Origin of the sequence: Clostridium sp. HCS.1 (assembly GCF_047900555.1) — a bacterium.
GTDB lineage: Bacteria > Bacillota > Clostridia > Clostridiales > Clostridiaceae > Clostridium.
Window position 1 is genome coordinate 3,422,501 of sequence record NZ_CP170704.1, and the last position, 23,480, is coordinate 3,445,980.

A 23,480-nucleotide genomic window follows, 5' to 3' on the forward strand; every position below is an offset into this window, starting at 1 on the left:
ATTTTATTAAAATTAGAATTTTCAGTATCAGCAGTATGATTATATACTACGTCCATAACAACTTTGAATCCTAATTCATGAAGATTCATTATTAATTCTTTTAATTCCCTTATCCTAACTTCACTATTATATGGATTTGTTGAATAAGATCCCTCTGGAACATTGTAGTTTAAAGGGTCATATCCCCAATTATATTCATTCTCATTAAAATACATTTCATTTAAATTTTTATAATCGAATATCGGTAGTAGTTGTATAACGTTTACTCCTAATTCTTTTAGATGATTTACTCCTGTTTTTATTTCACTTTCCAAATATGAGGTATCCTTATGAAATCCTTTGAACTTTCCTTTTATATCATTATGAACACCAGAGTTATCATCTATTGTAAAGTCTCTAACGTTTGCTTCATATATAATTGCATCTAAAGGACTATCTAATTGGGGAATTTTGTGATTTTCCCATCCTAAAGGATTAGTCTCCCTCAAGTCTATTACCATTCCTCTATTACCATTAACCCCTACTGCTTTTGCATATGGATCTACTACTTCATATTCTGTTTCTTCTCTTTTTATAATATAATTATAAAACTCTCCATTTAAGTCTCCAAGAATTTCTATTTCCCATATACCATTCTCTTTATATTCCATGCTCTCAACTTTATCAGGAGCTATATTATACCTATATCCATCATTACCAAAAAATATTATTTTCACCGAATCTGCTAAAGGTGCCCAAAGCTTAAAAATAGTTTTTTCTTTACTATAAATTGCTCCTAATTTCCCATCATATTTATACAATTCATCAAAATCTTCTACTGAATATTTTTCAAACAGCTTGACCATATAATCACCTCCTTAAAGCTATTATATTATAAAATTTTTTATTTTTATATCTTTTCTCTATGTTTTGTTTAAAATACAAAATACATAAATACTTTTTTGTTATTTTATAAAAAATAAAAAAGCTTACGATAACTCGTAAGCTTTTTTTGGAGCGGGTGATGAGAATCGAACTCACGTAACTTGCTTGGAAGGCAAGGGCTCTACCATTGAGCTACACCCGCGTATTATGGAGCGAAAGACGGGACTCGAACCCGCAACATTCACCTTGGCAAGGTGACGCTCTACCATTGAGCCACTTCCGCTTATTTTTTGTAATTTTAAAATATATATGGTGCAGATGAAGGGAGTCGAACCCCCACGCCAATGGCGCTAGATCCTAAGTCTAGTGCGTCTGCCAATTCCGCCACATCTGCATATATATTTGGTGGCTTACCCGGGAATCGAACCCGGTACACCTTGATTAAAAGTCAAGTGCTCTACCGAATGAGCTAGTAAACCACATGGCTGGGATAGCAGGATTCGAACCTACGAATACCGCAGTCAAAGTGCGGTGCCTTACCGCTTGGCGATATCCCAGTATTTAATGGGGTGAACGATGGGACTCGAACCCACGACAACCAGTGCCACAAACTGGCGCTCTACCAACTGAACTACGTTCACCATTAATGGTGCGTTATCAGGGGATCGAACCCGGGACACCCTGATTAAGAGTCAGGTGCTCTACCAACTGAGCTAATAACGCATAACTGGTGCGTGTTAAGAGATTCGAACTCCTGGCCCACGCCTTAGAAGGGCGTTGCTCTATCCAGCTGAGCTAAACACGCGTATTAACCATTAACATATTATGTTTATGGAGCGGGTGATGAGAATCGAACTCACGTAACTTGCTTGGAAGGCAAGGGCTCTACCATTGAGCTACACCCGCATATTATGGAGCGAAAGACGGGACTCGAACCCGCAACATTCACCTTGGCAAGGTGACGCTCTACCATTGAGCCACTTCCGCTTATCTTTTGTAATTTTAAAATATATATGGTGCAGATGAAGGGAGTCGAACCCCCACGCCAATGGCGCTAGATCCTAAGTCTAGTGCGTCTGCCAATTCCGCCACATCTGCATATATATTTGGTGGCTTACCCGGGAATCGAACCCGGTACACCTTGATTAAAAGTCAAGTGCTCTACCGAATGAGCTAGTAAACCACATGGCTGGGATAGCAGGATTCGAACCTACGAATACCGCAGTCAAAGTGCGGTGCCTTACCGCTTGGCGATATCCCAGTATTTAATGGGGTGAACGATGGGACTCGAACCCACGACAACCAGTGCCACAAACTGGCGCTCTACCAACTGAACTACGTTCACCATTAATGGTGCGTGTTAAGAGATTCGAACTCCTGGCCCACGCCTTAGAAGGGCGTTGCTCTATCCAGCTGAGCTAAACACGCATATTAATTTAAATGGAGCGGGTGATGAGAATCGAACTCACGTAACTTGCTTGGAAGGCAAGGGCTCTACCATTGAGCTACACCCGCATATTAGGTTTTAAATGGTCGGGGTGACAGGGATTGAACCTGCGACCTCATGGTCCCAAACCACGCGCGCTCCCATCTGCGCCACACCCCGAGATTATGGTGCGTGTTAAGAGATTCGAACTCCTGGCCCACGCCTTAGAAGGGCGTTGCTCTATCCAGCTGAGCTAAACACGCATATTCTCGTAAAGAACATAAGTTATTTTATATCATTACTGTCTACTTGTCAATATCTTTTTTTTAAACCTTTTTAGTGGAGCGGGTGATGAGAATCGAACTCACGTAACTTGCTTGGAAGGCAAGGGCTCTACCATTGAGCTACACCCGCATATTAGGTTTTAAATGGTCGGGGTGACAGGGATTGAACCTGCGACCTCATGGTCCCAAACCACGCGCGCTCCCATCTGCGCCACACCCCGATATCTAATATCTCTCAGCGACAATGTTTATTCTACAATAGGAATAGCAATCCGTCAATAGCTTTTTTTAAATAAAATTAATAAAAATATATGTTTTTTACATAAAACATAACAATAATACAATAATAAAACGGATTGCTTAGCCTAATAACTATATTTCCTGAATATATAACTCAGGCTTTTTCCCCTTATCTATTTCTATAAATCCCATTGTTCTTTTGGTGCTTCCATAAGGAAAAGTTATACTTCCAGGATTCATTATAATAATTCCATCATAATTACTTATTAGGGCCTTATGTGAATGACCAAAAAGAACTATGTCAGCTCCAACTGATTTTCCCTTATAAAATATAGTATTATATTCATATTTTACATTGTACATATTACCATGAGTTATGAATATCTTTACTCCCATAACATCTATTATTCTTTCATTGGGATATTCATTACTCATATCACAATTTCCTTTAACGGCATATATTTCTCCGTTAAAGTCCTTCTCTAAAATTCTAGTGTCTGGAGCTCCATCTCCACAATGTATTAAAACATCTACATCTTTAAGATATTTTTTTACTGCATTTATATTAGAAGCTTCATAATGTGAATCACTTATAACAGCAATTTTCATTTTTCCCTCCTACAATAATTCCTCAATTATTTTTCTAGCCTTTTGAAGTGCATTTCCTCTGTGTGATATCTTATTCTTCTCTTCAATAGTAAGTTCAGCAAAACTTTTATTTAATGGTTCATAAAAGAACAATGGATCATATCCAAAGCCACCATTCCCTTTTTCATTCTCTAATATATAACCTTCAACGGTTCCTTTTATACCCCTATATTCATTCTTATCATTTATAATTGCTAATTGACAAACAAATCTTGCTTTTCTATTTTTATAATCAACTCCTTCTAAATTTAAAAGAAGTTTTTCATTATTTTTTTTATCATTTCCATGCTCACCAGCATATCTTGCTGAAAAAACTCCTGGCTCACCATTTAAATATTCAACTTCTAAACCAGAATCATCTGACATAATGATAAAATTACTTTCACCTTTTTTAATTAATTCCTTATATATTTCTGTACTTTTCTTTTTTGCATTTTCTTCAAAAGTAAGCCCATCTTCTTCTACATCTATGTTTAATCCTATATCCTTTAATGATAAAACATCAATATCAATATCCCTTAAAATTCTTTTTATCTCTTTTATTTTACCTGAATTATTACTAGCAATAATTAACTTTTTCATAAACTATTTTCCTCCAGTCCCTATCCATAGTGCATCCATCTTTAATGCATCTTTTTGGATTTGAACCATTTGCTTAATTCCTTTTTGAGCTAAATCTAGTAATTCATTTAATTCACTTCTACTAAATGGAGATTCTTCACCTGTACCTTGAATTTCTATAAACTCTCCTTCATCTGTAGCTATTACATTCATATCTACTTTTGCATTAGAGTCTTCCTCATAACATAAGTCCAGTATTTTTTCTTCATTAAGAATTCCTACACTTGTTGCACTTACAAATTTTCTTATTGGATAAACTTCAAAAGGTTTTTCTTTATGAAGTTTATTGACTGCATCTACTAAAGCCACAAAGGCACCAGTAATAGAAGTTGTTCTTGTACCTCCATCTGCTTGTATTACATCACAATCTATCCAAATAGTTTTTTCACCAAGTGCTTTTAAATCCATAACAGATCTTAAGGCTCTTCCTATTAACCTTTGAATCTCCATAGTTCTACCATCTATCTTTAGTCTAGCTATATCTCTAACCTTTCTTGTTCCAGTAGATCTTGGTAACATATTATATTCAGCTGTTATCCACCCTTCACCTTGACCTTTTAAAAAAGGTGGTACTTTATCTTCTATAGAGGCTGTACAAATTACCTTTGTATCGCCAACTTCTATTAATACAGAGCCTTCTGCATACTTTGTATATCCTCTAGTAATTTTAGTTGATCTCACTTGATCATTTTTTCTTCCATCTATTCTCATGTTATTACCTCCATTTCTTAATACTATAAAAATTTATGCACTATTTTAACTTTAAACTCATATTATTAATATGAGGATTAATGAAGAGGTGAAGAATTTGCGATATATAGGACCATATTTTAGAATGAATAAATTATCTTATAAAGAAATTAACGGCCAACTTTTTTATTTATCAAAAGAGGCCATACGAACTTTAGTACTAGAGTCAAAATGTGGATTAGTTGATTCTACTAAAAATTATAAAAAATTATCATCCTCTATTGATATTACCACATCCACCAATTTTTCTCCACTACTATGTATATATAGAAAAGCATCTCCAAACTATATTCATAGCAAGAATTATAATGGGTTTGATGAAGAATCCTTTAAAAAGGAAATTTGCCCAACAACTAATGCACTATTGACTACAAGTATACTTAATTTATCTACTTATTATTCAAGATTTAAAGATGTAGATGAAAAATTATATGCCTATTCTAAGGTGTATAAAAAACTTTCCAAAAGACAACTTGAATTTTATTCAATTAATCTCAGAAATAATGAAGGTGTTTTTACTGAGAAAAAGAATTTATCTGAAAATAATCATAAAGGCTATAATCTTGTAGAAAAAAATAATAAATTTAAGTTCTCTGACCAAGCTTTCATGATGTTTGCTTATAATCTATATTCAATATTATACCCTGAAGATAAACTTTCATTAGATTATAATAACTTTTCAATGGAAATACTAAATACACTTATTGAATTTAAAGAAAAAATATATGAATGCTCCTTTGAAGAAATATGTAAAATACTAACTGCTATCAATATGTTCTATAGTAATTCAAAAAATAATGATGCTAAAATATTAATTATCGATCTAACAGATTTCTTAATTAACAAATTTGATGAAAAGGACTATTATGTTGATTCATTAGATTTTACTTCATTATTTGCAATAAACTTAATGCTATCATTTAAACATACTCAAATGATTACCTTTAATGAAAAAGCCAAAGATATAATAAATAATTTATTATCACTATATGATGATGAGAAGGATATTTTCTTAAAATTATCAAGTAAAAAGGATTTAAAATATAGTTGTTTTGATATAACTTTTTACTTTTTAGCATTATTTATGTATTCTAAGGAAGATAATAGAGAAATGGAATATAAAAATATGCTCTCTCAATTATATAGAAAATTATTTATTACTTCAGGAATAGTAACTTCCTGGCCAGATGCACCTACTTTAGATGATGCCGAAAGATATAGAGGATTAACTTTTAACTCCTCTGATATGCTAGATGAAAGCTTTTTTAAGATGTCTACTACCCAATCGCCATCAAATTTGGGGGTAGCACCAATATTTAAGAAAAATATTACTTATTCAAAAAAGAAGGATTCCTTTAGTTCATCTAATTCATCTTTTGATAGTTATAAAAATCTTTATATATATAATTTAATAATATTCTTATTTATTAATGATTTTATGTTAGAAACAAATTTATTATCTAATTCATCAAATTATAGAGTCATTGATGAAGATTCTGTGGATGATAATGATTTTGAAGTAGATGATGAAAAAATAGATGATGAAAATAATGATATTAGAGAAAAAGATAAGGATGTTAAAGAAAAAACTGTAGATAATTAAGATATAAAATAATAGGACTGAGAAATTCTCAGTCTTATTATTTTTCTATTTCACTAAAATTAATGTTGCCGTTACCATCTAGTACTAAATTTTTAATTTTCTTGTTTATAGCAATATTATCATTATAAAAAATCAATGGTAAAATAGTATAATTACTAAACAATTCTTCTTCAATATTTATGAAGATATTCTCTCTCTCCCCTTCTGTTTTAGCAATCAAAAACTTTTCTTTATTACTACTATCCAAAAAGTTTAATAAGTTATTGTAAATCGATGTATCCTTAGAGAATATTAAATCCCCCTGAATTAATGCAAAATCATAATAATTTCCTTTATCAATAGAATTTAATTCTTCCTTAGTGACTAAATCATAAATTAAATTAGTATCAGAGTTGTTTTCAACCCATGAAACTAAAAAATCACATATTTCCTTATTTTCATTACTTTCTTCTGCTATCATATGTACAGACTTAATACTAATACCTTCTTCTGCAGTTTCTCTGCTCATTACCTTCCTTGCTTGGAGCTTCTCTAAATCTTCTTTATCATCTCTAAAATAGCTTCCATCAGCTAATTCAATATACATACTATTATTTATCTGATACTCTTGAAAAGCCTTATTAATTAAATTATATACTCCTTTTCTATCCCCTATCTGCAAGGTATCGTCCTTAGGATTAAAAGCCAAATACATAGCTCTATTTGATTTTAAATTAATTAATCTTCCTTCTGACTTCAATCTACTTAATTGGCTCTTAGGTGGATTAATAACTATATCTCTTTTCCCTATTTCAAAAGAAGCCATTGCTACCTCTTCTTCTTCATAAGGAATAATTTTTATTTTATTTGCAATGTTTAAATTGATATTATTATTTTTTTTAAGACTTAATTCAGACATACTAATTTCTTCAATGCTATAATAACCTGAATAAATCAAATCCTTATAATTATTTTTTATATTCTCCCAAAGCAAAACATCTTTTCTAACTCTATATTGAGGAGTAGTAAGCTCTTCAATAAATTTATTATCCTTTGAGTTTAACCTAAAAGTTATATTATCTTCATTAAAGCTTATCCCCACATCTTTAGTAAAGGACCCTTCTCCCTCTCTAAAGCTTTTAGCTCCATATACATTTAATAACGCTACTATATTTTCTTCATTTTCTTCTGTTAATATTTCTCTAAAAAACATAGCAATATCTTCTGAAGTTATTCTGCTTCCATCACTCCAAAATACATCACTTCTTATCTTAAAATCATATTCTAGTCCATCATCCCTTACTTCAACACTTTCTGCTAAAGAAGGTTTAATTTCATTATTTTCATTTAATTCTACTAATCCTCTGCTAGTTGCTGTAACTATATCCTGAGCTCTTTTATTTAAACTTCCCACCGCTTTAAAATCTGTTGGAATTTGTGAAACTGAATATATAACTTCATTATTATCATTTTTAGTTTGCGGAGTGGAAACATCTATAAAACCTATTAAAAAGCTAACAACTAACACTGATGATATAAGTGTTATTATTAATTTCTTCATATATACTTCTCCTTTTCATTGGTATCTTTTAGAATTATATCCATATAAATGCTTAACTAATCAAAAATATTATTATTTATATAAATATACAAATTATACTTTTCCATATGTTATAATATCTTTATCTGAATTTGGGAGGAATATTAATATGGATTTAGCAGTGCAGATTTTTCAACTAGTCTTTTATGGTATAGGTACTTTATTTATGATAATATTTTCTATTATAGGAATATGGAGTTTTATTATTTTTAATAAATACTACAAAACAAAAAGAATTGAGAATTATATATTTGAAAAAATTTATCAAGTTTTAAATCAACTTACTTATAAAAATAATAGTACTCTTAATGAAAATTCTGATGAAACCTTAGTAGGTATTGATGATTTGTTAAATGAAGAAGATTAAATTATATTTAAATAGAAATAAGAGGCTGTCATTACAGCCTCTTATTAAAATTGTAGAATGTAAAATAGTTATTTAATTATTTTTCTTAAATTTAGTTATTACTTTAAATAGATCACCATCTATTTCTATCTTAAAATCCCCACCTTGCAGTTCTACTATACTCTTCGCTATAGATAAACCTAGGCCTGATCCTTCTGTGCTCCTAGATTTATCACCTCTTTTAAATCTTTCTACAATTTCTTCTGAAGAAAAATCAATTTGATATGCTGATATATTCTTCATAGTTATTATAATCTCATCGTCATTGCTGATAACTTCAATATATACTCTAGACCCCTCCATAGAATACTTAATTATATTATTTAATAGATTTTCATATACTCTATAGATTTTTCTTCCATCTAAATATAATATTATTCTTTCCTCTGGCCACTTAGTTACTATATTTAAGTTAGCTTCAGAAATCTTTTCTTCTAGTTCTCCTATGACTTGTCTTAATAAAGAAACTATATTTAAATCTTCTTTTTGAAAATTCATAGTCCCTGATACTGCCTTAGAGGCTTCAAATAAATCTTCAATTAATATTTTTAATCTTTTAGATTTCATATCTAGTACTTCTATATACCTAGCTCTTTTATCCTCAGTTATATTTTCTTCTTTAAGAAGATCAACATAATTAATAATAGATGTAAGCGGTGTTTTTAAATCATGAGAAACATTAGTTATTAATTCACTTTTCATTTTTTCACTAGTTATTGCTTTATCTAAAGCTTCTTTAAGTCCATCTTCAATAGTATTAAGATTATTTTCTATGTTTTTTAAAACTATAATCTTTCCTTTTTTTGATTCATCTTTATAATTCCCTTTAGATATTCTTAATGCGTTAGATTCTAATATAGTAATCTCTCTAAATATTATTACAGATAAAATTGATGCTGCTATTAAATATATACATAAATAAGCTTTTGAGAATATCATAAGTCCATAGGACCAATAAGCAAATGATTCTACCCATAAACAAAATAAAGCTAATATAGATAAACATATAACAAATATAAACTTGAACTTATTAGTTTTTATAAATTCATTACTTTTAATAATATCTAACATATAATTATATATCTTCAATATTAATATCTTACCCATAGTCCTCTTCTTTTCTAAAATCAAAATTAAATCTTTTATAAAATAATAGTCTAATACAATAAGGATATATGATTTTAAAAGTATGCTATTACAGTAATAGTTATTTCCATAGTAAGGTATTACATTAAAAATTAAAGAATTAATCAAAACTAAACTATATACGAAAACTAAAGTTCTTAAATCTATAGGGACCTTATTATACAAATCTTCTATATAACTTGTAGTTTTATTTTTTCTATTCCTAAAGGCTACAAAAGCAAATATTAAAGTTAAAGCTCCAAATACAGCTGTAACTGCTATTTTTTTATACAAAATACTTGAAGCTTCTTCTCTTTCTAATGATATATTATAAAGTAAATCTCCTTGTTTTAATTCCTTAGGTATTCTATAAAATCTACTTACATCATCATTACTGTGTCTTATTGAGTTATATATATCTATTAACTCATTAGAATAAAAAGTATTATTTACTTTCAATTTAGAACTTGGCAAATACATATAATAATAATCTTCATTATTCAAAAAAGCATTATTATCTATTTCATCTTCAATATTATTGTCTTTTATATTTGTAACCTTTGCTCCTGAGCTATCTTTAAAGAAAAACTCTATATTTATATTTTTATAAATAATATTATTTGCAGAATTCATTACCTGACTATAATAATTATCTACACCATCTTCTGACATAATACTTGCTCTTACTTCTTCTATTTGTTTTTTTATTTCTTCTTCTGATAAATTACTTTCTTTTGCTTCTTCTCTTATATTATTTTCAACTTCTCTTATAGAGTTCTCTTTATCTGAATTACTTTCTTCTATTCTTTTATTATATACATTCTCTTTTTTATTCCCATCTAAATCCAAATATAAAACTGTATATTCTTTTAATACATTATCTAGTTCTAAAACTTCACTTACTATTAAATTATTATCAAAAAGAGTATCTCCGAAATTTGATTTGAAATTTCTATGTTCTCTTACTGTACCAATTAAAGAAATAGAAAAAAATATTATCAGAATTAAAAATATAAATGTTCCTATATCTTTAAAAAATTTATTTCTTGTCGACTTTGTATCCAACTCCCCACACCACCTTTACATATTGAGGATTTCTAGGGTCTACCTCTATTTTCTCCCTTATCCTCCTTATATGGACAGTTACAGTATCTACATTATAAGGGGCTTCATTCCAAACTCTTTCGTAAATCTCTTCTATAGAAAAAACTCTACCTAGGTTGTTCATAAGAAGACTTAATATTTTAAATTCCAATGGAGTTAAATTAACTTCCTTACCATTCACAGTAACAGACTTGCTTTCTTTATTTAATTCTAATCCTCCTACTGTAATTACATCTTTATTAATATTATCATTTAATGAAGAAAATCTTGTGTATCTCCTTATTTGAGAGTTTACTCTTGCTATAAGCTCTAAAGGATTAAAGGGCTTAGTTAAATAATCATCAGCTCCTAAATTAAGACCTAGAATTACATCTGAGTCCTCTGCTTTTGCAGAAAGCATTATTATTGGAATTTCTTTTTCCTTCCTTAGTTCAATAGTAGCTCTAGTTCCATCAAGGCTTGGCATCATTATATCCATAATTATTAAATGAATATCTTCTTCTCTCGCAATCCTTAATGCTTGAATTCCATCGTAAGCAGTAAAAACGTTATATCCTTCATTTAAAAGATAAATTTCAATGGCTTCTGTAATCTCTTTATCATCATCCACTACTAAAATATTGTACTTATTCATATGTCCCCCTATAATTAAAATCTAAACGTAATTAAAGTAACTTCCTATGCTAATAATGATAGTAACAATAAGTTACAAAGTTAGTATCAAAATTATTAAGGAATTCTTAAAAAATCATATTATAATATCTATCTAATGAATTCTTAAACTCTAATATATCAAAATATCTTCCTAATCTTAATGTTTCTTTTTCATTGACAAATAACAATAAAATAGGTAATGAAAAAATATTATATTCTGCTGCAATTTCTTTATTTTCTATAGCATTTACTTCTAAGAACTTCACTTCATTATAATCTTTTATAACATGTAATACTTTTTCTTTTATAGCATCACAAGCTCCACAAATTGAGCCACTAAAATACACTATACTTATCAAATTTTCCTTTGTAAATTCTTCTATTTGTTCTTTTTTCATAACTCCTCCACCTTTAGCTTAATTTTATATTTATTATATCATTTAAATAAATTGTTTATAAAATTTCTTTTCATTGTAAATACTAAAAAAGGAGGTGTTTAATTTGAAGAAAAAATATACAATATTAATACTAGCAACCCTATCAATTATTTCCTTTATTACTTTAATGCCTACACTTACAGCCAAAAGTAATATCTTAGGCGATTCTCAATTTGAACTTAAGCCTTTGCCTTATGCTTATGATGCATTAGAACCATATATAGATAAGGAAACCATGATGCTTCATCATGATAAACATGAAAAAGCATATTTAGATAATTTAAATAAGGCAATTGCTAAATATCCTGAATTATATAAAAAAGGATTAGAGGGAATTTTAAAGGATTTAAACTCAATTCCAGAAGATGTGAGAGAAACTGTTAAAAATAATGCAGGTGGAGTTTATAATCATGAGTTCTTTTGGTCAGTAATGTCTCCTGAAAAAGATCAAACCCCAAAAGGAGAATTATTAAAAGCTATTAATAAAGAATTTGGTTCTCTTGATAATTTTAAAAGCAAGTTCAAAGATGCTGCTTTGGGAAGATTTGGTTCTGGATGGGCTTGGCTTGTTTTGGATAAGGATGGAAAGCTATCTATAATCTCTACTGCTAATCAAGACTCACCAATTTCTCAAGGGTTAACTCCAATATTAGGAATAGATGTATGGGAACATGCTTACTATTTAAAATACCAAAATAGACGTGGAGATTATATAGATAATTGGTGGCATGTAGTTAATTGGAAACAAGTAGAGAATAACTATAGTTCAATTAATAAATAATTATGCTAAAAATATCATAAAAAAATGGAGCTATTCTTCAGCTCCATTTTTTAAATATTCAGTTATTTTAGAAACTCCTCAAGGAGTTTCTTCCTTAATTCTACATTTTACATTTTAACTAGAATATTGTGTTTTGTTCTTCTTTATCGAATATATGAATCTTATTAGCATCAAATCCGAATTCAATTGGATCACCAATTTTGTAATCTGCAACTGTTCTTGATTTAATGATAAAGTTTGCTCCATCTTTTTTAATGTGAATATAGATTTCAGCACCTAAGTTTTCCATTAAGTCAACTACTCCATTAAAAGTAACAACTCCTGGTTTTGCCAATTCTTCCTTAGTGTGATATATGTTTTCTGGTCTTACTCCAACTATTACGTCTATATTTTCTGCATTCTTTTCTTTTATAGCTTTAACCTTATCTGCTGGAATTTCCATTAATTTATCGAATACTTTAACATATTGTCTTCCATTTTCAACAGAAGTTTGTCCATATGTCATATTCATTTGAGGACTTCCAATAAATCCTGCAACGAAAAGATTAGCTGGATGATTATATATTTCAGTAGGTGATGCAACTTGTTGAATAACTCCATCTTGCATAACTACTATTCTAGTTCCTAAAGTCATTGCTTCTGTTTGGTCATGTGTAACATATATAAATGTTGTGTTTAATTCATTATATAATTTTGATATTTCTATTCTCATTTGAACTCTTAATTTAGCATCAAGATTTGATAAAGGTTCGTCCATTAAGAATACCTTTGGACTTCTAACTATAGCTCTTCCCATAGCAACTCTTTGTCTTTGTCCACCTGATAATGCCTTTGGCTTTCTATCTAATAAATGTTCTATGTCTAATATCTTAGCTGCTTCTCTAACCTTTTTATCTATTTCAGCTTTTGGCATTTTTCTAAGTTTTAATCCAAATGCCATATTTTCATAAACAGTCATATGTGGATATAAAGCATAGTTTTGGAAAACCATAGCTATATCTCTATCTTTAGGAGCAACATCATTTACTAATTTATCATCAATATATAATTCCCCACTTGATATTTCTTCTAATCCTGCAATCATTCTTAAAGTTGTTGATTTACCACATCCTGATGGACCAACGAAAACAATAAATTCTCTGTCTTCAATATCTAAATTGAAGTCCTTAACTGCTTCAAATCCATTCTCATATACTTTTTGAATCCCTTTTAATTTTAAACCTGCCATATTTCTCTCCTCCAAATATATTAATAAAATACTAATGGGTTAACTCTTTTAATAAACTCTATTAATTTCTCATCCATTGCCAATTGAAAGCCTGTAACTCCTTTAGAAGTATTAACTATATAGACCATGGACTTAATTCCTGATTCCTCTAAATAAGCTTTTATAATTTTAGTATTACTACTTAGCTTGTCTAAAGTTTTTACACTAGATATTTCTCTTATATTAAAGCTTCCTATTTCCTTTCTTTTGCTCTTATTCATAATCTTATAAATTGAAAGATCATTTCCTGTAAGCTCATATTCATACTCTACTATTATCCTTCTTGATAATATAAAAATACCGAAATATACTAATGCAAAAAATATTGCTCCTACTATATTCAACATTGCTATTAGCACTATTGATATAGCTAGAGATGCTTTTGATAAAATGTTCATTATTTTCTCTATTCCATGATAGTCCTTTGTCTGAAACTGCTCATAAAAGCAATCCATCTACATCCCTCCTATACCGTTTACACAAAGCTTATGTTTTAATTATATTATCTTTTATTATAATTTCAAATTTATTCAACTTTTAGTGCTGCTTTCCTAAATAATGACTAATAAATCTAGATATATATTGTGAGTTTTTACAATAAAAAAGAGATAAATCTTATATTTCTTGCAATCTCACAAACTATAAGTTGCTCTTATATAAGATTTATCTCCTTAAAATTAAAGAAAAAATTTATAAAAAGTTATTTATATTATAATTTTTTATCTTATTTTTATTACTGATAATCTATGCAATGCCCTTGTACTCATTATATATTTAATTAAATTATCAGTGTTTTCATCAAAATCAACTAATATTACAGCATCAAATTCTAATCCTTTAGCATAATAAGAAGGAACAAGAACCTTTCCTCCTCTATAAACTATATCAGATTTATTGAAGGCTAAAATATTAGTACGCTTTTTAAGCTCTGGTGAAATAATATTTACTTCTTCCTTATCCTTAGTTATTATAGCTATATTTTCATATTTTTCTTCTTGATAGTCTTCTAAAAGATTTAATATAACTTCTATTAAATCTTCAGTATCTCCCTTTGGAACTATAGTTTCTAAAACATCAAATTCTCCCTTTCTAACAAAAGGTACTACAACATCTTCATCTAAAAACTTATTAGCATATTCCATAATTTGATAAGTAGATCTATAGCTTTTATTTAATTGATATAAATTAAAGAATCCACCAAAAATATCTTTTAATCTTAACATTGCAGGTACTTCTTCAGCCTTAACTAGTCTTTGATTTGAATCACCTACTATTGTATAACTTCTACAACCTGTTAATTCCTTAAGAACTATAAACTGAAGCATATTATAATCTTGAGCTTCATCAATAACAATATGTTTAACTTCGTAATCTGATTTTTTTCCATCTAATTTTATCATTAGATATAGAATCCCAGCTAAATCTAAATATGATAACTTTTCAGTATTCATAAATTTCTTATAAATATTAACCACTTCTTCGTTATCAATCCAAGCTTCTATATCAGCTTTAGATTTCATAACTTCTCTAACCACATCTCTTATTGCAATTCTTCTTCTAAATTCTATATTATTTTCTTCAATAGCTAGTTCATCTGCTGATAATTTTGCCTTTTCATCTTTAGCATTTATATTAATTTCTCTAACCTTTTCATCTCTTATGTCTTTAATCTTAGCAAATAAAATTCTTTTAACCTTTTGACTTCTTCTAAATATAGGCATGTATTTATAATGTTTTTCAAATAATTCATTTATTTCTTCTATTGATACTATTTCTTCATTTAAAAAGATAACTGGCTGTATTTGGAAATAACTTTCTTCTATTTCCATTATCTTTTTATCTAGTAAATCAATGAACTCCTTAGATGACTTATATTTTATTTCATTAATTACTTCTTCGTTTCCTTTTAAAACCTCTTCTAAATAAGAAGTTATGTCTTTAACATCTTCCTTTAAACCTATTTCCTTATATGCAAATGATAAGAAGGTTTCATTCTTAACTGCAGTTTCTCCTAAATTAGGTAAAACTTCTGATATATAATCCATAAATATATCATTTGGCCCAAGAATTAATACTTTGTCAGTTAATTGTTGTCTATAGTTATATAAAAGGTATGCTACTCTATGAAGAGCTATTGTAGTTTTACCTGACCCAGCTACCCCATTAACTACAACAACTTTATTTCTATCTGCTCTTATTATTTCATCTTGTTCCTTTTGAATTGTATTTACTATATCTTTAAGTTTTTCTCCTGAATTAGAAGATAGCACCATTTGTAATATTTCGTCCTGTATATTAATATCAGAATCAAAATACCCCTCTAATTTAGCTTTCTTAACCATAAGCTGTCTTCTGCCTAATATATCTACAGGTATTTCTCCTTGGGGGCTTGAATAAGTAGTTTCTCCTAGCATACCTTTATAAAATAAAGATGCAACAGGTGCTCTCCAGTCTACAATTACTGGATCATAAGTACCTTCTGGTGTTAATCCATATCTTCCAATATATAATTCTTCATTAAAGCCATCATCAACGAAATTAATCTTTCCGAAATAAGGTGATTCCTTTAACTTAACAAATTCAGATAACTTTCTATCTATAGCCTTATAACTTTCTTCTTTTATATACCTTTCATGATCGAAATATTCTATTAATTTATCTTCATCATCCCTATATTCTTCAATATACTTCTTTCTATAGTCAAGTATATATTCAGAAATAGCTTTTCTCTTTTCTATATAATTTAATGTTTCATCATTAAGAATGTTTAATGTTTTTTTTAGGTTTTCTTCTTCTCTTAAGAATTCAAATTTATCCAAGAGTATTTCCCCCTTTGACTTTTTACTAAGAAAGAGTGTAACAAAAAATTTGTACACTCTTCCATTAAACTAACCAACTTTTATTATTTTAAACTTCTGTTTGTTTTAAATCAACTTGATTTTAAATATTCTTTTTCTAAAGAATATCTGTATTATCATCTACTAATATATCAGTCTCAGATTTATTAGATTCCTTATCTCTATCCTTTTTTTCTTTCTTTTTCTTTAATTCTGGATATTTTTCATAAACAAAATTCATAAACTCATCGCCAAATATTGTTTCCTTTTCTAGTAGATATTCAGAAATTTTATCTAGTAAATCTCTGTTTTCATTTAATATCTTTCTAGTATTTTTATGACAAGTTCTTATGATATCTAATACTTCTTGATCAATTAAAGTTGATGTTTCTTCACTACATTCTCTCACAGCTCTTCCGTCTAAATATCTGTTTTGAGGAGATTCTAAAGCCATCATATCAAATTTATCAGTCATTCCATATATAGTTACCATACTTCTTGCTGTTTTAGTAGCTCTTTCTATATCATTAGATGCTCCAGTTGAAACTAAATTAAATACCTCTTCTTCTGCAGACCTACCACCTAGCATAACCATTATTTGATTAGTCAATTCTTCTTTAGAAACAAGATATTTTTCTTCTTCTGGTAATTGCATTGTATATCCTAAAGCCCCCATGGTTCTTGGAACTATAGTAATCTTATGTACTGGGTCTGTATTTTCTAAAAGAGCTGCTACTAAAGCGTGACCTACTTCATGGAAAGCTACTACTCTCTTTTCCATTGGAGATAAAATTCTATCCTTTTTCTCCTTACCCGCTATAATAACTTCAACAGCTTCTCTTAAATCTTCTTGAATTACATATTCTCTGTCATGTTTAACTGCTGCTAAGGCACCTTCATTTACTATGTTCGCTAAATCTGCTCCTACAGCTCCTGGAGTACTTTTAGCTATTTCCTCTAAGTTTACATCATCACCAAGTTTAACACCCTTAGAATGAACTTTTAGAATATCTATTCTTCCTTTAAGATCAGGTCTATCAACTATAACTCTTCTATCAAATCTTCCTGGTCTTAACAATGCCTTATCTAATATTTCTGGTCTATTTGTAGCAGCTAAAACAACTATAGCCTTAGTGGAGTCAAATCCATCCATTTGCGTTAATAATTGATTTAAAGTTTGTTCTCTTTCATCATTAGTTTGAATTTGAGAGTCTCTACTCTTACCAATTGAATCTATTTCATCTATAAATATTATACATGGAGCATTTTTTTCTGCTTCTTGGAATAAATCCCTAACCTTAGCTGCTCCCATCCCTGCAAACATTTCAACAAAATTTGAACCAGATATTGATAAAAATGGTACATTTGCCTCTCCAGCTACTGCTTTTGCTAGTAATGTTTTTCCTGTTCCTGGAGGTCCAACTAAAAGTGCACCCTTTGGTAGTTTTGCTCCAATATCTGTATACTTAGCTGCATTGTTTAAGTAATCTATTATTTCTTTTAGTGATTCCTTTGCTTCATCTTGACCTGCTACGTCATCAAAAGTAACTTTTATATCATTTTCTTTATAGACCTTAGCATTACTTTTACCTAATCCCATCATAGGACCAGCGCCCATTTTCTTGCCTATTCTTCCAGCTAAAAATCTAAAAATACTAAAAAGTATTATAGGCATAATCACCCAGCTAAAGATAAAATCTGCAAAAAAATTATCTTTTATAGTTTCTGCACTATACTCTACTCCTGATTCATTTAATAAATTTATTAAATTTGGATCATTTACATTACCAGTATATAATATTTTTCTTTTTGAAGTTTCGTCTTCATTTTCTTTAGGCAATATTTTTATGTCACTTGATGAAATAACAACGCTTTCTACTTGCTTATTCTCTAGCATGTTTAGAAACCTATTATAACTAATTTGATCTGTAGTCATTAAATTTTTAGTTGCAGTAAATCCATATAAAAATAAAAATGCTAAAACTGCATATATTATGGTATGCTGCTTTTTATTATTATTGTTATTATTTTCTTCAGTATTCTTATTATCCATATTATCTCCTTTCAAAAAACTATTTTACTTTTCCTATTTGATCTAGTGGATATACCTTGACTTGTGCTTTTCCGGTAATATCTTTACCGTCGATATAAGGATTAATCCAATATCTAGAATCCTTAGAATCTTCTCTATTATCCCCTAAAAAGAAATACTTTCCTTCTGGGACCTCATATACTCCATTCCAGTTATCCTTCGAACCTATATAATCTTCTTCTAATACTTCACCATTTACAGAAACAATTCCATTTTTTATTTCTACTTTATCTCCAGGTAACCCAATTAATCTTTTAATTAAATCCTCTTGAAGTTCTTCTGAATAAAAAACTACTATGTCTCCTCTTTCTAATTTATCTAAATTATAAACTCTTGTTACAAATAATCTATCTCCTACATTTAAAGTTGGGATCATAGAGCCAGTTGGAATTAAAACTTTAAATAACAAAAACTTATTTATAAGAAAAGCTATAATAAATGCTGAAATTATTGGGACTCCCCACTCATAAATGAAATTTTTTATTGAACTTTTTTCTTTCTCATTCTTTCCAATATTATTTTCTGTCATTCTTCCCATAATCCTTTCATTAATTTATCTATTTCTTCTTTTCTTAATTTTGTAGCTTCATTATCTATATAATAAAAATTGTCTTTTTTATAAAGTATATCTCCTTCTTTTGCAGCATCATCTATATATTTCTTTTCTACATTAAATATATTTCCCTCTAAACCTTCTAATACAAAGTATTCCTCTTCTATTCTGTCAATTATATATTCCTTTTTCTCCATAGTTTTACTCTTAATCACCTCTCTCTATAATTTATATTATATTTTAGTATATCATATTATTACAATTTTAAATAGCATACAATCTATTAAAATAGAGGCTGTCAAAGCAGCCCCTCTTTATACTATTATAATTCTTCTTTAATTAAATCTTCGTAACTTTGTCTCTTTACAACTACTCTTGCTTCACCATTTCTTACGAAAACCACTGCTGGTCTAGCTATTTTATTATATCCACTTGCCATTGAAAAACCATAGGCACCAGTAGATAAAATAGCTAATGTGTCTCCAATTTCTGCTTTTTGAATTTCTATATCGTTAATTAATATATCTCCAGACTCACAGCACTTGCCTGCTATTGTAATCTTATCATCTGTTGGTGCTAATGCCTTATTGGCAATTAAAGCCTCATATTTTGCACCATATAATGCAGGTCTAATATTATCCGTCATTCCTCCATCTACTGATAAATACTTTCTAACTCCTGGTATGTCTTTAATAGTTCCTACAGTATATAACGTAGTACCAGCATTTGCAACAATTGATCTACCTGGTTCTATTGTTAATATAGGTTTCTTAATTTCTAAGTCACAACAGACTTTTTCAACAGTATCTAATATAACCTTACAGTAATCTTCTATTTTTTTTGGAGCATCTCCCTCAGAATAATAAATTCCAAAGCCTCCACCTAAATCTAGTTCTTCAATATAATGACCTGTTTCTTGTTTTATATCATATATATATTTTAACATAACTTCCGCTGCATCTTTAAATGGTTCTGTCTCAAATATTTGTGAGCCTATATGACAATGAAGGCCTACTAAATTAATATTATCTAACTCTAATGACTTCTTTACAGCATCCATAATAATATTTCCTACAGGTGCAAAACCAAACTTTGAATCTATTTGTCCTGTTTTTATATAATCATGGGTATGCGCTTCTATTCCTGGTGTTAATCTAAGATATATATCTTGCTTTTTATTATAGCTTTCTGCTACTTCATTAATTGTAGCTATCTCATCAATATTATCTACAATAAATCTTCCTACACCTAATTTAATTCCAAGATTTATTTCTTCTAAGGTTTTATTGTTTCCATGAAAATATATTTTTTCCATTGGAAAGCCAGCTTTATATGCAGTATACAATTCGCCCCCAGAAACTACATCTAAATATAAACCTTCTTCATTAATTAATTTACACATTTCAATTGTTAAAAATGCTTTTCCTGCGAAAGCTACTCTATTGTTATTCTCTTTAACTTTAAATCCCTTTATATAGCCCCTACATTTATCTAATAAAAGTTCTTCATCCATTACGTAAAGTGGTGTTCCATAATCTTTAGCTAAATCACTGGCCTTTATGCCTCCAATGACTAGATCATTTTCTTCAATTTTGCTTGCCCCAAAAAGTTTCATATATTTCCTCCAATATATTTTAAAATATTATGATAAAGCCACCATGGTTAATCATAGTGGCTTTTTTCATTCTATTTATTATTATACACTTTTTTTGATAGTTATTCTATATTTATGCAATTGAATTAGACTTTTTTTAATTTTCACCTCTATATTTGTCCATTAAATTCCCCATTACTTCCCCTGATGGTGGTGGTGTATATGTTATTGCATTTGCTCCTGCTTCTATAGTTCTCATAATGCTTTCATTAGTAGGTCCACCAGTTGCTATTATAGGAAAATTAGGGAACTCTTCTCTTATTTTCCTAACTATATTAGGAGTATTTTTGCCTCCAGATACATTTAATATAGTAGCTCCTGCCTCTATTCTTTCTGCTATGTTTTCACATTCAGACACTATTGTCACTATTACAGGTATATCTATTATTTCTTTTACATTACTTATTATTTCATTAGAAGTTGGTGCATTTACAACAACACCCATAGCTCCCTTAAATTCTGCATCTAAAGCTAAATTAACTACTCTTTTACCTTGAGTAATTCCTCCTCCAACTCCACAAAAAACAGGAACATCAGCTGCCATAACTAAAGCTTGAGTTATAATAGGCTGAGGGGTGAATGGATATACTGCAATTATAGCATCAGCATTTGTATTTTTTATAATTGCTACATCCGTTGTAAATAATAAAGATTTTATTCTTTTGCCAAATATTTTTATCCCACTACAGTCTCTAATACAAGAAGGAACCTCTATTACATGGCTTCTTAATGCGCCTTTTATCTCTGGTACCTGTTTTATTTTCTTCCCATCCATATAAAACTCCTCCTATTTTATCTTTCTCTTTATTATTTTTTTTCGTATAATTATATTATACTATCTTTTTATCATATTAATATATATTTAACTAGATTATTTTATAAAATTATTAAATAAGAATCAATATCTAATATCTTTATTATTGCTAACTAATAAAAAATTCTAAGAGGTGATTTATATAAAGAAGGTTAAATTATACCCACCATATATTGTTTTAATAACTATATATCTATTTTTTATTGTGGTTGCATTTATTCTAGATTCTCCAATTGAAATACTGACTGGACTAAAAAAAATAATTCTTAGCCCAGATATATTAATTTCTGATTATGTAGAAATTGGAGGAATTGGCGCTTCTCTTATTAACTCTGCTTTAACTAGCCTGTTTGCATTATTTATTTTAGTATTTATTGGTGTTAAGCCAAATGGATCTACTATTATGTCCTTATGGTTAATATGTGGTTTTTCCTTCTTTGGAAAAAATATATTTAACATTTGGCCAATTATCATTGGTGTTTATCTTTACTCTAGATATCAAAAAGAACCCTTTCTTAATTATAGTTTAGTTGCAATGCTTTCTACTACATTGGCACCTACTGTAAGTCAACTAAGTTTTACAAACTACTTTTCAAAACCTATTGGGATTATATTAGGATATATAATTGGTATTTTAACAGGATTCATTTTAGCACCTATTTCTTCTCATTGTATTAAAGTCCACAATGGATATAACTTATATAATGTTGGTTTTTCGGCAGGTATTTATGCTACATTGCTAATGGCTATTTTAAGAGCACTGGGAATAGAATTTGAATCTAGAATGTTGTGGAATACAGAATCAAATTTTATTTTTGCAATTCTATTACTAATTTTATCTATCTATTTAATTATTCTTGGGATTTATAAAAATTCTTCAATAAGTAAAGACTTTTTATCATTAATTAAGCAGCCAGGTAGATTAGTTAGTGATTTTTATATATCCTTTGGAAATACATGTTACTTTAATATGGGAATATTATGTCTTTTATCAACAATACTTGTGTTAGCTCTAAAATCCAATTTAAATGGCCCTACTATTGCTGGAATATTTACTATTGTTGGCTTCGGAGCCTTTGGTAAGCATCCTGTAAACGTTATTCCGATTATTATAGGAGCAATTTTGGGAGCCTTAATTAATATTAATCCAATTAATTCACCATCATTAATACTATCTATTCTTTTCTCTACTGCTTTAGCTCCAGTAGCAGGAAAGTTTGGATATAAAATAGGTATATTAGCTGGATTTTTACATGTAAATATGGTAACTAATATAGGGTACCTTCATGGAGGGCTTAATTTATATAACAATGGCTTAGCAGCAGGATTCGTAGCAATGATTTTAATTCCAGTAATAAATGTTTTTAAGGAGGAGACTTTATAAAATGAAATACCAATTTGAAAGAAACTTAAAAATTATTAATGAACTAATGACTTACTTACATAAGTTAGGTGCAAAAGATATTAATGTTAAATTTACTAAAAATGACTCTACAACAAATATTGATATTTGGGGAGAGATAATTAGTATAGAACAAGATGAATTAGACAGCTTAATTAATATACTAAATACTGATAGACAACATGAAATTGAAGAATATTATTGGAATCTAGATAGCGAGGGGGAGAAAAATGGTGAGCTTACTCTAATAGGAATGATGATAGATAATGCAGATGTAACTTATTCAAATAATATACTAACTTTTAAAATATTGAGAAATGAAATATAAAAAAGAGGCTG

General features: G+C 29.0%; 21 protein-coding genes and 20 tRNA genes (1 of these 41 cut by a window edge). 5 read left to right on the plus strand and 36 right to left on the minus strand.

Translation table 11 applies throughout. The features are described 5' to 3' along the window. From pulA to rph, 24 genes are all read right to left on the minus strand, one after another. A protein-coding gene (gene pulA / locus ACFYH6_RS16370; protein WP_416179703.1) for a type I pullulanase crosses the window boundary here: on the minus strand, nt 1–845 show its beginning. The gene continues 1,144 nt to the left of window position 1, outside the view; 845 of the gene's 1,989 nt are visible here — the first part of the coding sequence; the start codon lies at nt 843–845; its stop codon lies off the left edge, out of view. Between the two features lie 147 nt (nt 846–992). Beyond that, nucleotides 993–1,066 (minus strand) — tRNA-Gly (locus tag ACFYH6_RS16375). A 6-nt stretch (nt 1,067–1,072) separates the two neighbouring features. Continuing rightward, a tRNA-Gly gene (locus ACFYH6_RS16380) sits at nt 1,073–1,147 on the minus strand. Between the two features lie 27 nt (nt 1,148–1,174). Further along, a tRNA-Leu gene (locus tag ACFYH6_RS16385) sits at nt 1,175–1,258 on the minus strand. Between the two features lie 9 nt (nt 1,259–1,267). Further along, a tRNA-Lys gene (locus ACFYH6_RS16390) sits at nt 1,268–1,343 on the minus strand. Between the two features lie 3 nt (nt 1,344–1,346). After that, nucleotides 1,347–1,421 (minus strand) — tRNA-Gln (locus ACFYH6_RS16395). Between the two features lie 8 nt (nt 1,422–1,429). After that, nucleotides 1,430–1,505 (minus strand) — tRNA-His (locus ACFYH6_RS16400). Nucleotides 1,506–1,511: 6 nt separating this feature from the next. Further along, a tRNA-Lys gene (locus ACFYH6_RS16405) sits at nt 1,512–1,587 on the minus strand. 5 nt (nt 1,588–1,592) lie between these two features. Then, a tRNA-Arg gene (locus ACFYH6_RS16410) sits at nt 1,593–1,669 on the minus strand. Nucleotides 1,670–1,696: 27 nt separating this feature from the next. After that, nucleotides 1,697–1,770: transfer RNA gene (locus tag ACFYH6_RS16415), tRNA-Gly, on the minus strand. A 6-nt stretch (nt 1,771–1,776) separates the two neighbouring features. Then, nucleotides 1,777–1,851 (minus strand) — tRNA-Gly (locus tag ACFYH6_RS16420). Between the two features lie 27 nt (nt 1,852–1,878). After that, nucleotides 1,879–1,962 (minus strand) — tRNA-Leu (locus ACFYH6_RS16425). A gap of 9 nt (nt 1,963–1,971) precedes the next feature. Then, nucleotides 1,972–2,047 (minus strand) — tRNA-Lys (locus ACFYH6_RS16430). 3 nt (nt 2,048–2,050) lie between these two features. Beyond that, nucleotides 2,051–2,125: transfer RNA gene (locus ACFYH6_RS16435), tRNA-Gln, on the minus strand. An 8-nt stretch (nt 2,126–2,133) separates the two neighbouring features. Next, nucleotides 2,134–2,209 (minus strand) — tRNA-His (locus tag ACFYH6_RS16440). A 6-nt stretch (nt 2,210–2,215) separates the two neighbouring features. Beyond that, nucleotides 2,216–2,292 (minus strand) — tRNA-Arg (locus ACFYH6_RS16445). A 13-nt stretch (nt 2,293–2,305) separates the two neighbouring features. Further along, nucleotides 2,306–2,379: transfer RNA gene (locus tag ACFYH6_RS16450), tRNA-Gly, on the minus strand. Nucleotides 2,380–2,394: 15 nt separating this feature from the next. Next, nucleotides 2,395–2,470, minus strand: a tRNA-Pro gene (locus tag ACFYH6_RS16455). 6 nt (nt 2,471–2,476) lie between these two features. Further along, nucleotides 2,477–2,553 (minus strand) — tRNA-Arg (locus ACFYH6_RS16460). Nucleotides 2,554–2,630: 77 nt separating this feature from the next. Beyond that, a tRNA-Gly gene (locus tag ACFYH6_RS16465) sits at nt 2,631–2,704 on the minus strand. 15 nt (nt 2,705–2,719) lie between these two features. Further along, nucleotides 2,720–2,795, minus strand: a tRNA-Pro gene (locus ACFYH6_RS16470). A 151-nt stretch (nt 2,796–2,946) separates the two neighbouring features. Then, complete coding sequence (locus ACFYH6_RS16475; RefSeq protein ID WP_416179704.1) at nt 2,947–3,423, minus strand: metallophosphoesterase; 477 nt, start codon at nt 3,421–3,423, stop codon at nt 2,947–2,949. Nucleotides 3,424–3,432: 9 nt separating this feature from the next. After that, complete coding sequence (locus tag ACFYH6_RS16480; protein WP_316345245.1) at nt 3,433–4,044, minus strand: XTP/dITP diphosphatase; 612 nt, start codon at nt 4,042–4,044, stop codon at nt 3,433–3,435. Between the two features lie 3 nt (nt 4,045–4,047). Continuing rightward, nucleotides 4,048–4,794, minus strand: coding sequence for a ribonuclease PH (rph, locus tag ACFYH6_RS16485; RefSeq protein ID WP_316345246.1), 747 nt, complete (start codon nt 4,792–4,794; stop codon nt 4,048–4,050). Nucleotides 4,795–4,891: 97 nt separating this feature from the next. On the opposite strand from rph, the gene ACFYH6_RS16490 reads away from it, so the two are divergent. Then, nucleotides 4,892–6,436 carry a hypothetical protein gene (locus ACFYH6_RS16490; protein ID WP_416246466.1) on the plus strand — a complete coding sequence of 515 codons (1,545 nt, stop codon included), beginning with the start codon at nt 4,892–4,894 and terminating at the stop codon, nt 6,434–6,436. Nucleotides 6,437–6,473: 37 nt separating this feature from the next. Here the strand turns inward: ACFYH6_RS16490 and ACFYH6_RS16495 are convergent, their stop codons facing one another. After that, nucleotides 6,474–7,976, minus strand: coding sequence for an ABC transporter substrate-binding protein (locus ACFYH6_RS16495; protein ID WP_316345248.1), 1,503 nt, complete (start codon nt 7,974–7,976; stop codon nt 6,474–6,476). A gap of 148 nt (nt 7,977–8,124) precedes the next feature. Between ACFYH6_RS16495 and ACFYH6_RS16500 the strand changes: the two genes are divergently transcribed. Continuing rightward, nucleotides 8,125–8,382 (plus strand): hypothetical protein, encoded by a 258-nt coding sequence (locus ACFYH6_RS16500; protein WP_416179706.1) that lies wholly within the window; start codon nt 8,125–8,127, stop codon nt 8,380–8,382. A gap of 72 nt (nt 8,383–8,454) precedes the next feature. Here ACFYH6_RS16500 and ACFYH6_RS16505 read toward each other — a convergent pair whose 3' ends face one another. The 3 genes from ACFYH6_RS16505 to ACFYH6_RS16515 all read right to left on the minus strand — a co-directional run bounded on the left by ACFYH6_RS16505 (nt 8,455) and on the right by ACFYH6_RS16515 (nt 11,702). Further along, nucleotides 8,455–10,611, minus strand: coding sequence for a sensor histidine kinase (locus ACFYH6_RS16505; protein WP_416179707.1), 2,157 nt, complete (start codon nt 10,609–10,611; stop codon nt 8,455–8,457). Then, complete coding sequence (locus ACFYH6_RS16510) at nt 10,586–11,284, minus strand: response regulator transcription factor (RefSeq protein ID WP_316344534.1); 699 nt, start codon at nt 11,282–11,284, stop codon at nt 10,586–10,588. The genes ACFYH6_RS16505 and ACFYH6_RS16510 overlap by 26 nt, the downstream gene beginning before the upstream one ends. 106 nt (nt 11,285–11,390) lie before the next feature. Beyond that, nucleotides 11,391–11,702, minus strand: a complete 312-nt coding sequence (locus ACFYH6_RS16515; protein ID WP_316344535.1) for a thioredoxin family protein — start codon at nt 11,700–11,702, stop codon at nt 11,391–11,393. A gap of 166 nt (nt 11,703–11,868) precedes the next feature. On the opposite strand from ACFYH6_RS16515, the gene ACFYH6_RS16520 reads away from it, so the two are divergent. After that, a complete protein-coding gene (locus ACFYH6_RS16520; RefSeq protein ID WP_316344545.1) occupies nt 11,869–12,522 on the plus strand; it encodes a superoxide dismutase in 654 nt (217 codons plus the stop codon). A gap of 118 nt (nt 12,523–12,640) precedes the next feature. Here ACFYH6_RS16520 and ACFYH6_RS16525 read toward each other — a convergent pair whose 3' ends face one another. From ACFYH6_RS16525 to ACFYH6_RS16560, 8 genes are all read right to left on the minus strand, one after another. After that, complete coding sequence (locus ACFYH6_RS16525; RefSeq protein ID WP_316344537.1) at nt 12,641–13,750, minus strand: sn-glycerol-3-phosphate ABC transporter ATP-binding protein UgpC; 1,110 nt, start codon at nt 13,748–13,750, stop codon at nt 12,641–12,643. Nucleotides 13,751–13,770: 20 nt separating this feature from the next. Next, a complete protein-coding gene (locus tag ACFYH6_RS16530) occupies nt 13,771–14,244 on the minus strand; it encodes a hypothetical protein (protein ID WP_416179708.1) in 474 nt (157 codons plus the stop codon). A 264-nt stretch (nt 14,245–14,508) separates the two neighbouring features. Next, the gene (locus ACFYH6_RS16535; RefSeq protein WP_316344539.1) at nt 14,509–16,608 is read right to left on the minus strand and encodes a HelD family protein; all 2,100 of its coding nucleotides are present in this window, start codon (nt 16,606–16,608) and stop codon (nt 14,509–14,511) included. Nucleotides 16,609–16,744: 136 nt separating this feature from the next. Continuing rightward, the gene (gene ftsH, locus ACFYH6_RS16540; protein WP_416179709.1) at nt 16,745–18,679 is read right to left on the minus strand and encodes an ATP-dependent zinc metalloprotease FtsH; all 1,935 of its coding nucleotides are present in this window, start codon (nt 18,677–18,679) and stop codon (nt 16,745–16,747) included. Between the two features lie 19 nt (nt 18,680–18,698). Continuing rightward, nucleotides 18,699–19,247, minus strand: coding sequence for a signal peptidase I (lepB, locus tag ACFYH6_RS16545; protein ID WP_416179771.1), 549 nt, complete (start codon nt 19,245–19,247; stop codon nt 18,699–18,701). After that, entirely contained in the window at nt 19,244–19,468 is a 225-nt protein-coding gene (locus ACFYH6_RS16550; protein ID WP_316344542.1) for a DUF3006 domain-containing protein, read from the minus strand. The genes lepB and ACFYH6_RS16550 overlap by 4 nt, the downstream gene beginning before the upstream one ends. A 125-nt stretch (nt 19,469–19,593) precedes the next feature. Then, entirely contained in the window at nt 19,594–20,886 is a 1,293-nt protein-coding gene (gene lysA / locus ACFYH6_RS16555; protein ID WP_416179710.1) for a diaminopimelate decarboxylase, read from the minus strand. A gap of 136 nt (nt 20,887–21,022) precedes the next feature. Next, on the minus strand, nt 21,023–21,700 hold the full coding sequence (locus ACFYH6_RS16560) for a hydrolase (protein ID WP_416179711.1): 678 nt from the start codon (nt 21,698–21,700) through the stop codon (nt 21,023–21,025). 172 nt (nt 21,701–21,872) lie between these two features. Here ACFYH6_RS16560 and ACFYH6_RS16565 point away from each other — a divergent pair, with 172 nt between their 5' ends. Next, the gene (locus ACFYH6_RS16565) at nt 21,873–23,123 is read left to right on the plus strand and encodes a DUF1576 domain-containing protein (protein WP_416179712.1); all 1,251 of its coding nucleotides are present in this window, start codon (nt 21,873–21,875) and stop codon (nt 23,121–23,123) included. A 1-nt stretch (nt 23,124) separates the two neighbouring features. Next, nucleotides 23,125–23,469: a hypothetical protein gene (locus ACFYH6_RS16570; protein ID WP_416179713.1), complete on the plus strand. Its 345-nt coding sequence runs from the start codon at nt 23,125–23,127 to the stop codon at nt 23,467–23,469. Nucleotides 23,470–23,480: the final 11 nt, after the last annotated feature.

Excerpts from the sequence above, each read along its gene's own strand:
- lepB (WP_416179771.1), bottom strand. The coding sequence starts at position 19,247 with ATGACAGAAAATAATATTGGAAAGAATGAGAAAGAAAAAAGTTCAATA.
- rph (WP_316345246.1), bottom strand. The coding sequence starts at position 4,794 with ATGAGAATAGATGGAAGAAAAAATGATCAAGTGAGATCAACTAAAATT.
- ACFYH6_RS16550 (WP_316344542.1), bottom strand. The coding sequence starts at position 19,468 with ATGGAGAAAAAGGAATATATAATTGACAGAATAGAAGAGGAATACTTT.
- ACFYH6_RS16525 (WP_316344537.1), bottom strand. The coding sequence starts at position 13,750 with ATGGCAGGTTTAAAATTAAAAGGGATTCAAAAAGTATATGAGAATGGA.
- ACFYH6_RS16480 (WP_316345245.1), bottom strand. The coding sequence starts at position 4,044 with ATGAAAAAGTTAATTATTGCTAGTAATAATTCAGGTAAAATAAAAGAG.
- ACFYH6_RS16530 (WP_416179708.1), bottom strand. The coding sequence starts at position 14,244 with ATGGATTGCTTTTATGAGCAGTTTCAGACAAAGGACTATCATGGAATA.
- ACFYH6_RS16570 (WP_416179713.1), top strand. The coding sequence starts at position 23,125 with ATGAAATACCAATTTGAAAGAAACTTAAAAATTATTAATGAACTAATG.
- ACFYH6_RS16515 (WP_316344535.1), bottom strand. The coding sequence starts at position 11,702 with ATGAAAAAAGAACAAATAGAAGAATTTACAAAGGAAAATTTGATAAGT.
- ftsH (WP_416179709.1), bottom strand. The coding sequence starts at position 18,679 with ATGGATAATAAGAATACTGAAGAAAATAATAACAATAATAATAAAAAG.
- lysA (WP_416179710.1), bottom strand. The coding sequence starts at position 20,886 with ATGAAACTTTTTGGGGCAAGCAAAATTGAAGAAAATGATCTAGTCATT.
- ACFYH6_RS16495 (WP_316345248.1), bottom strand. The coding sequence starts at position 7,976 with ATGAAGAAATTAATAATAACACTTATATCATCAGTGTTAGTTGTTAGC.
- ACFYH6_RS16510 (WP_316344534.1), bottom strand. The coding sequence starts at position 11,284 with ATGAATAAGTACAATATTTTAGTAGTGGATGATGATAAAGAGATTACA.
- ACFYH6_RS16560 (WP_416179711.1), bottom strand. The coding sequence starts at position 21,700 with ATGGATGGGAAGAAAATAAAACAGGTACCAGAGATAAAAGGCGCATTA.
- ACFYH6_RS16520 (WP_316344545.1), top strand. The coding sequence starts at position 11,869 with ATGCCTACACTTACAGCCAAAAGTAATATCTTAGGCGATTCTCAATTT.
- ACFYH6_RS16475 (WP_416179704.1), bottom strand. The coding sequence starts at position 3,423 with ATGAAAATTGCTGTTATAAGTGATTCACATTATGAAGCTTCTAATATA.
- ACFYH6_RS16500 (WP_416179706.1), top strand. The coding sequence starts at position 8,125 with ATGGATTTAGCAGTGCAGATTTTTCAACTAGTCTTTTATGGTATAGGT.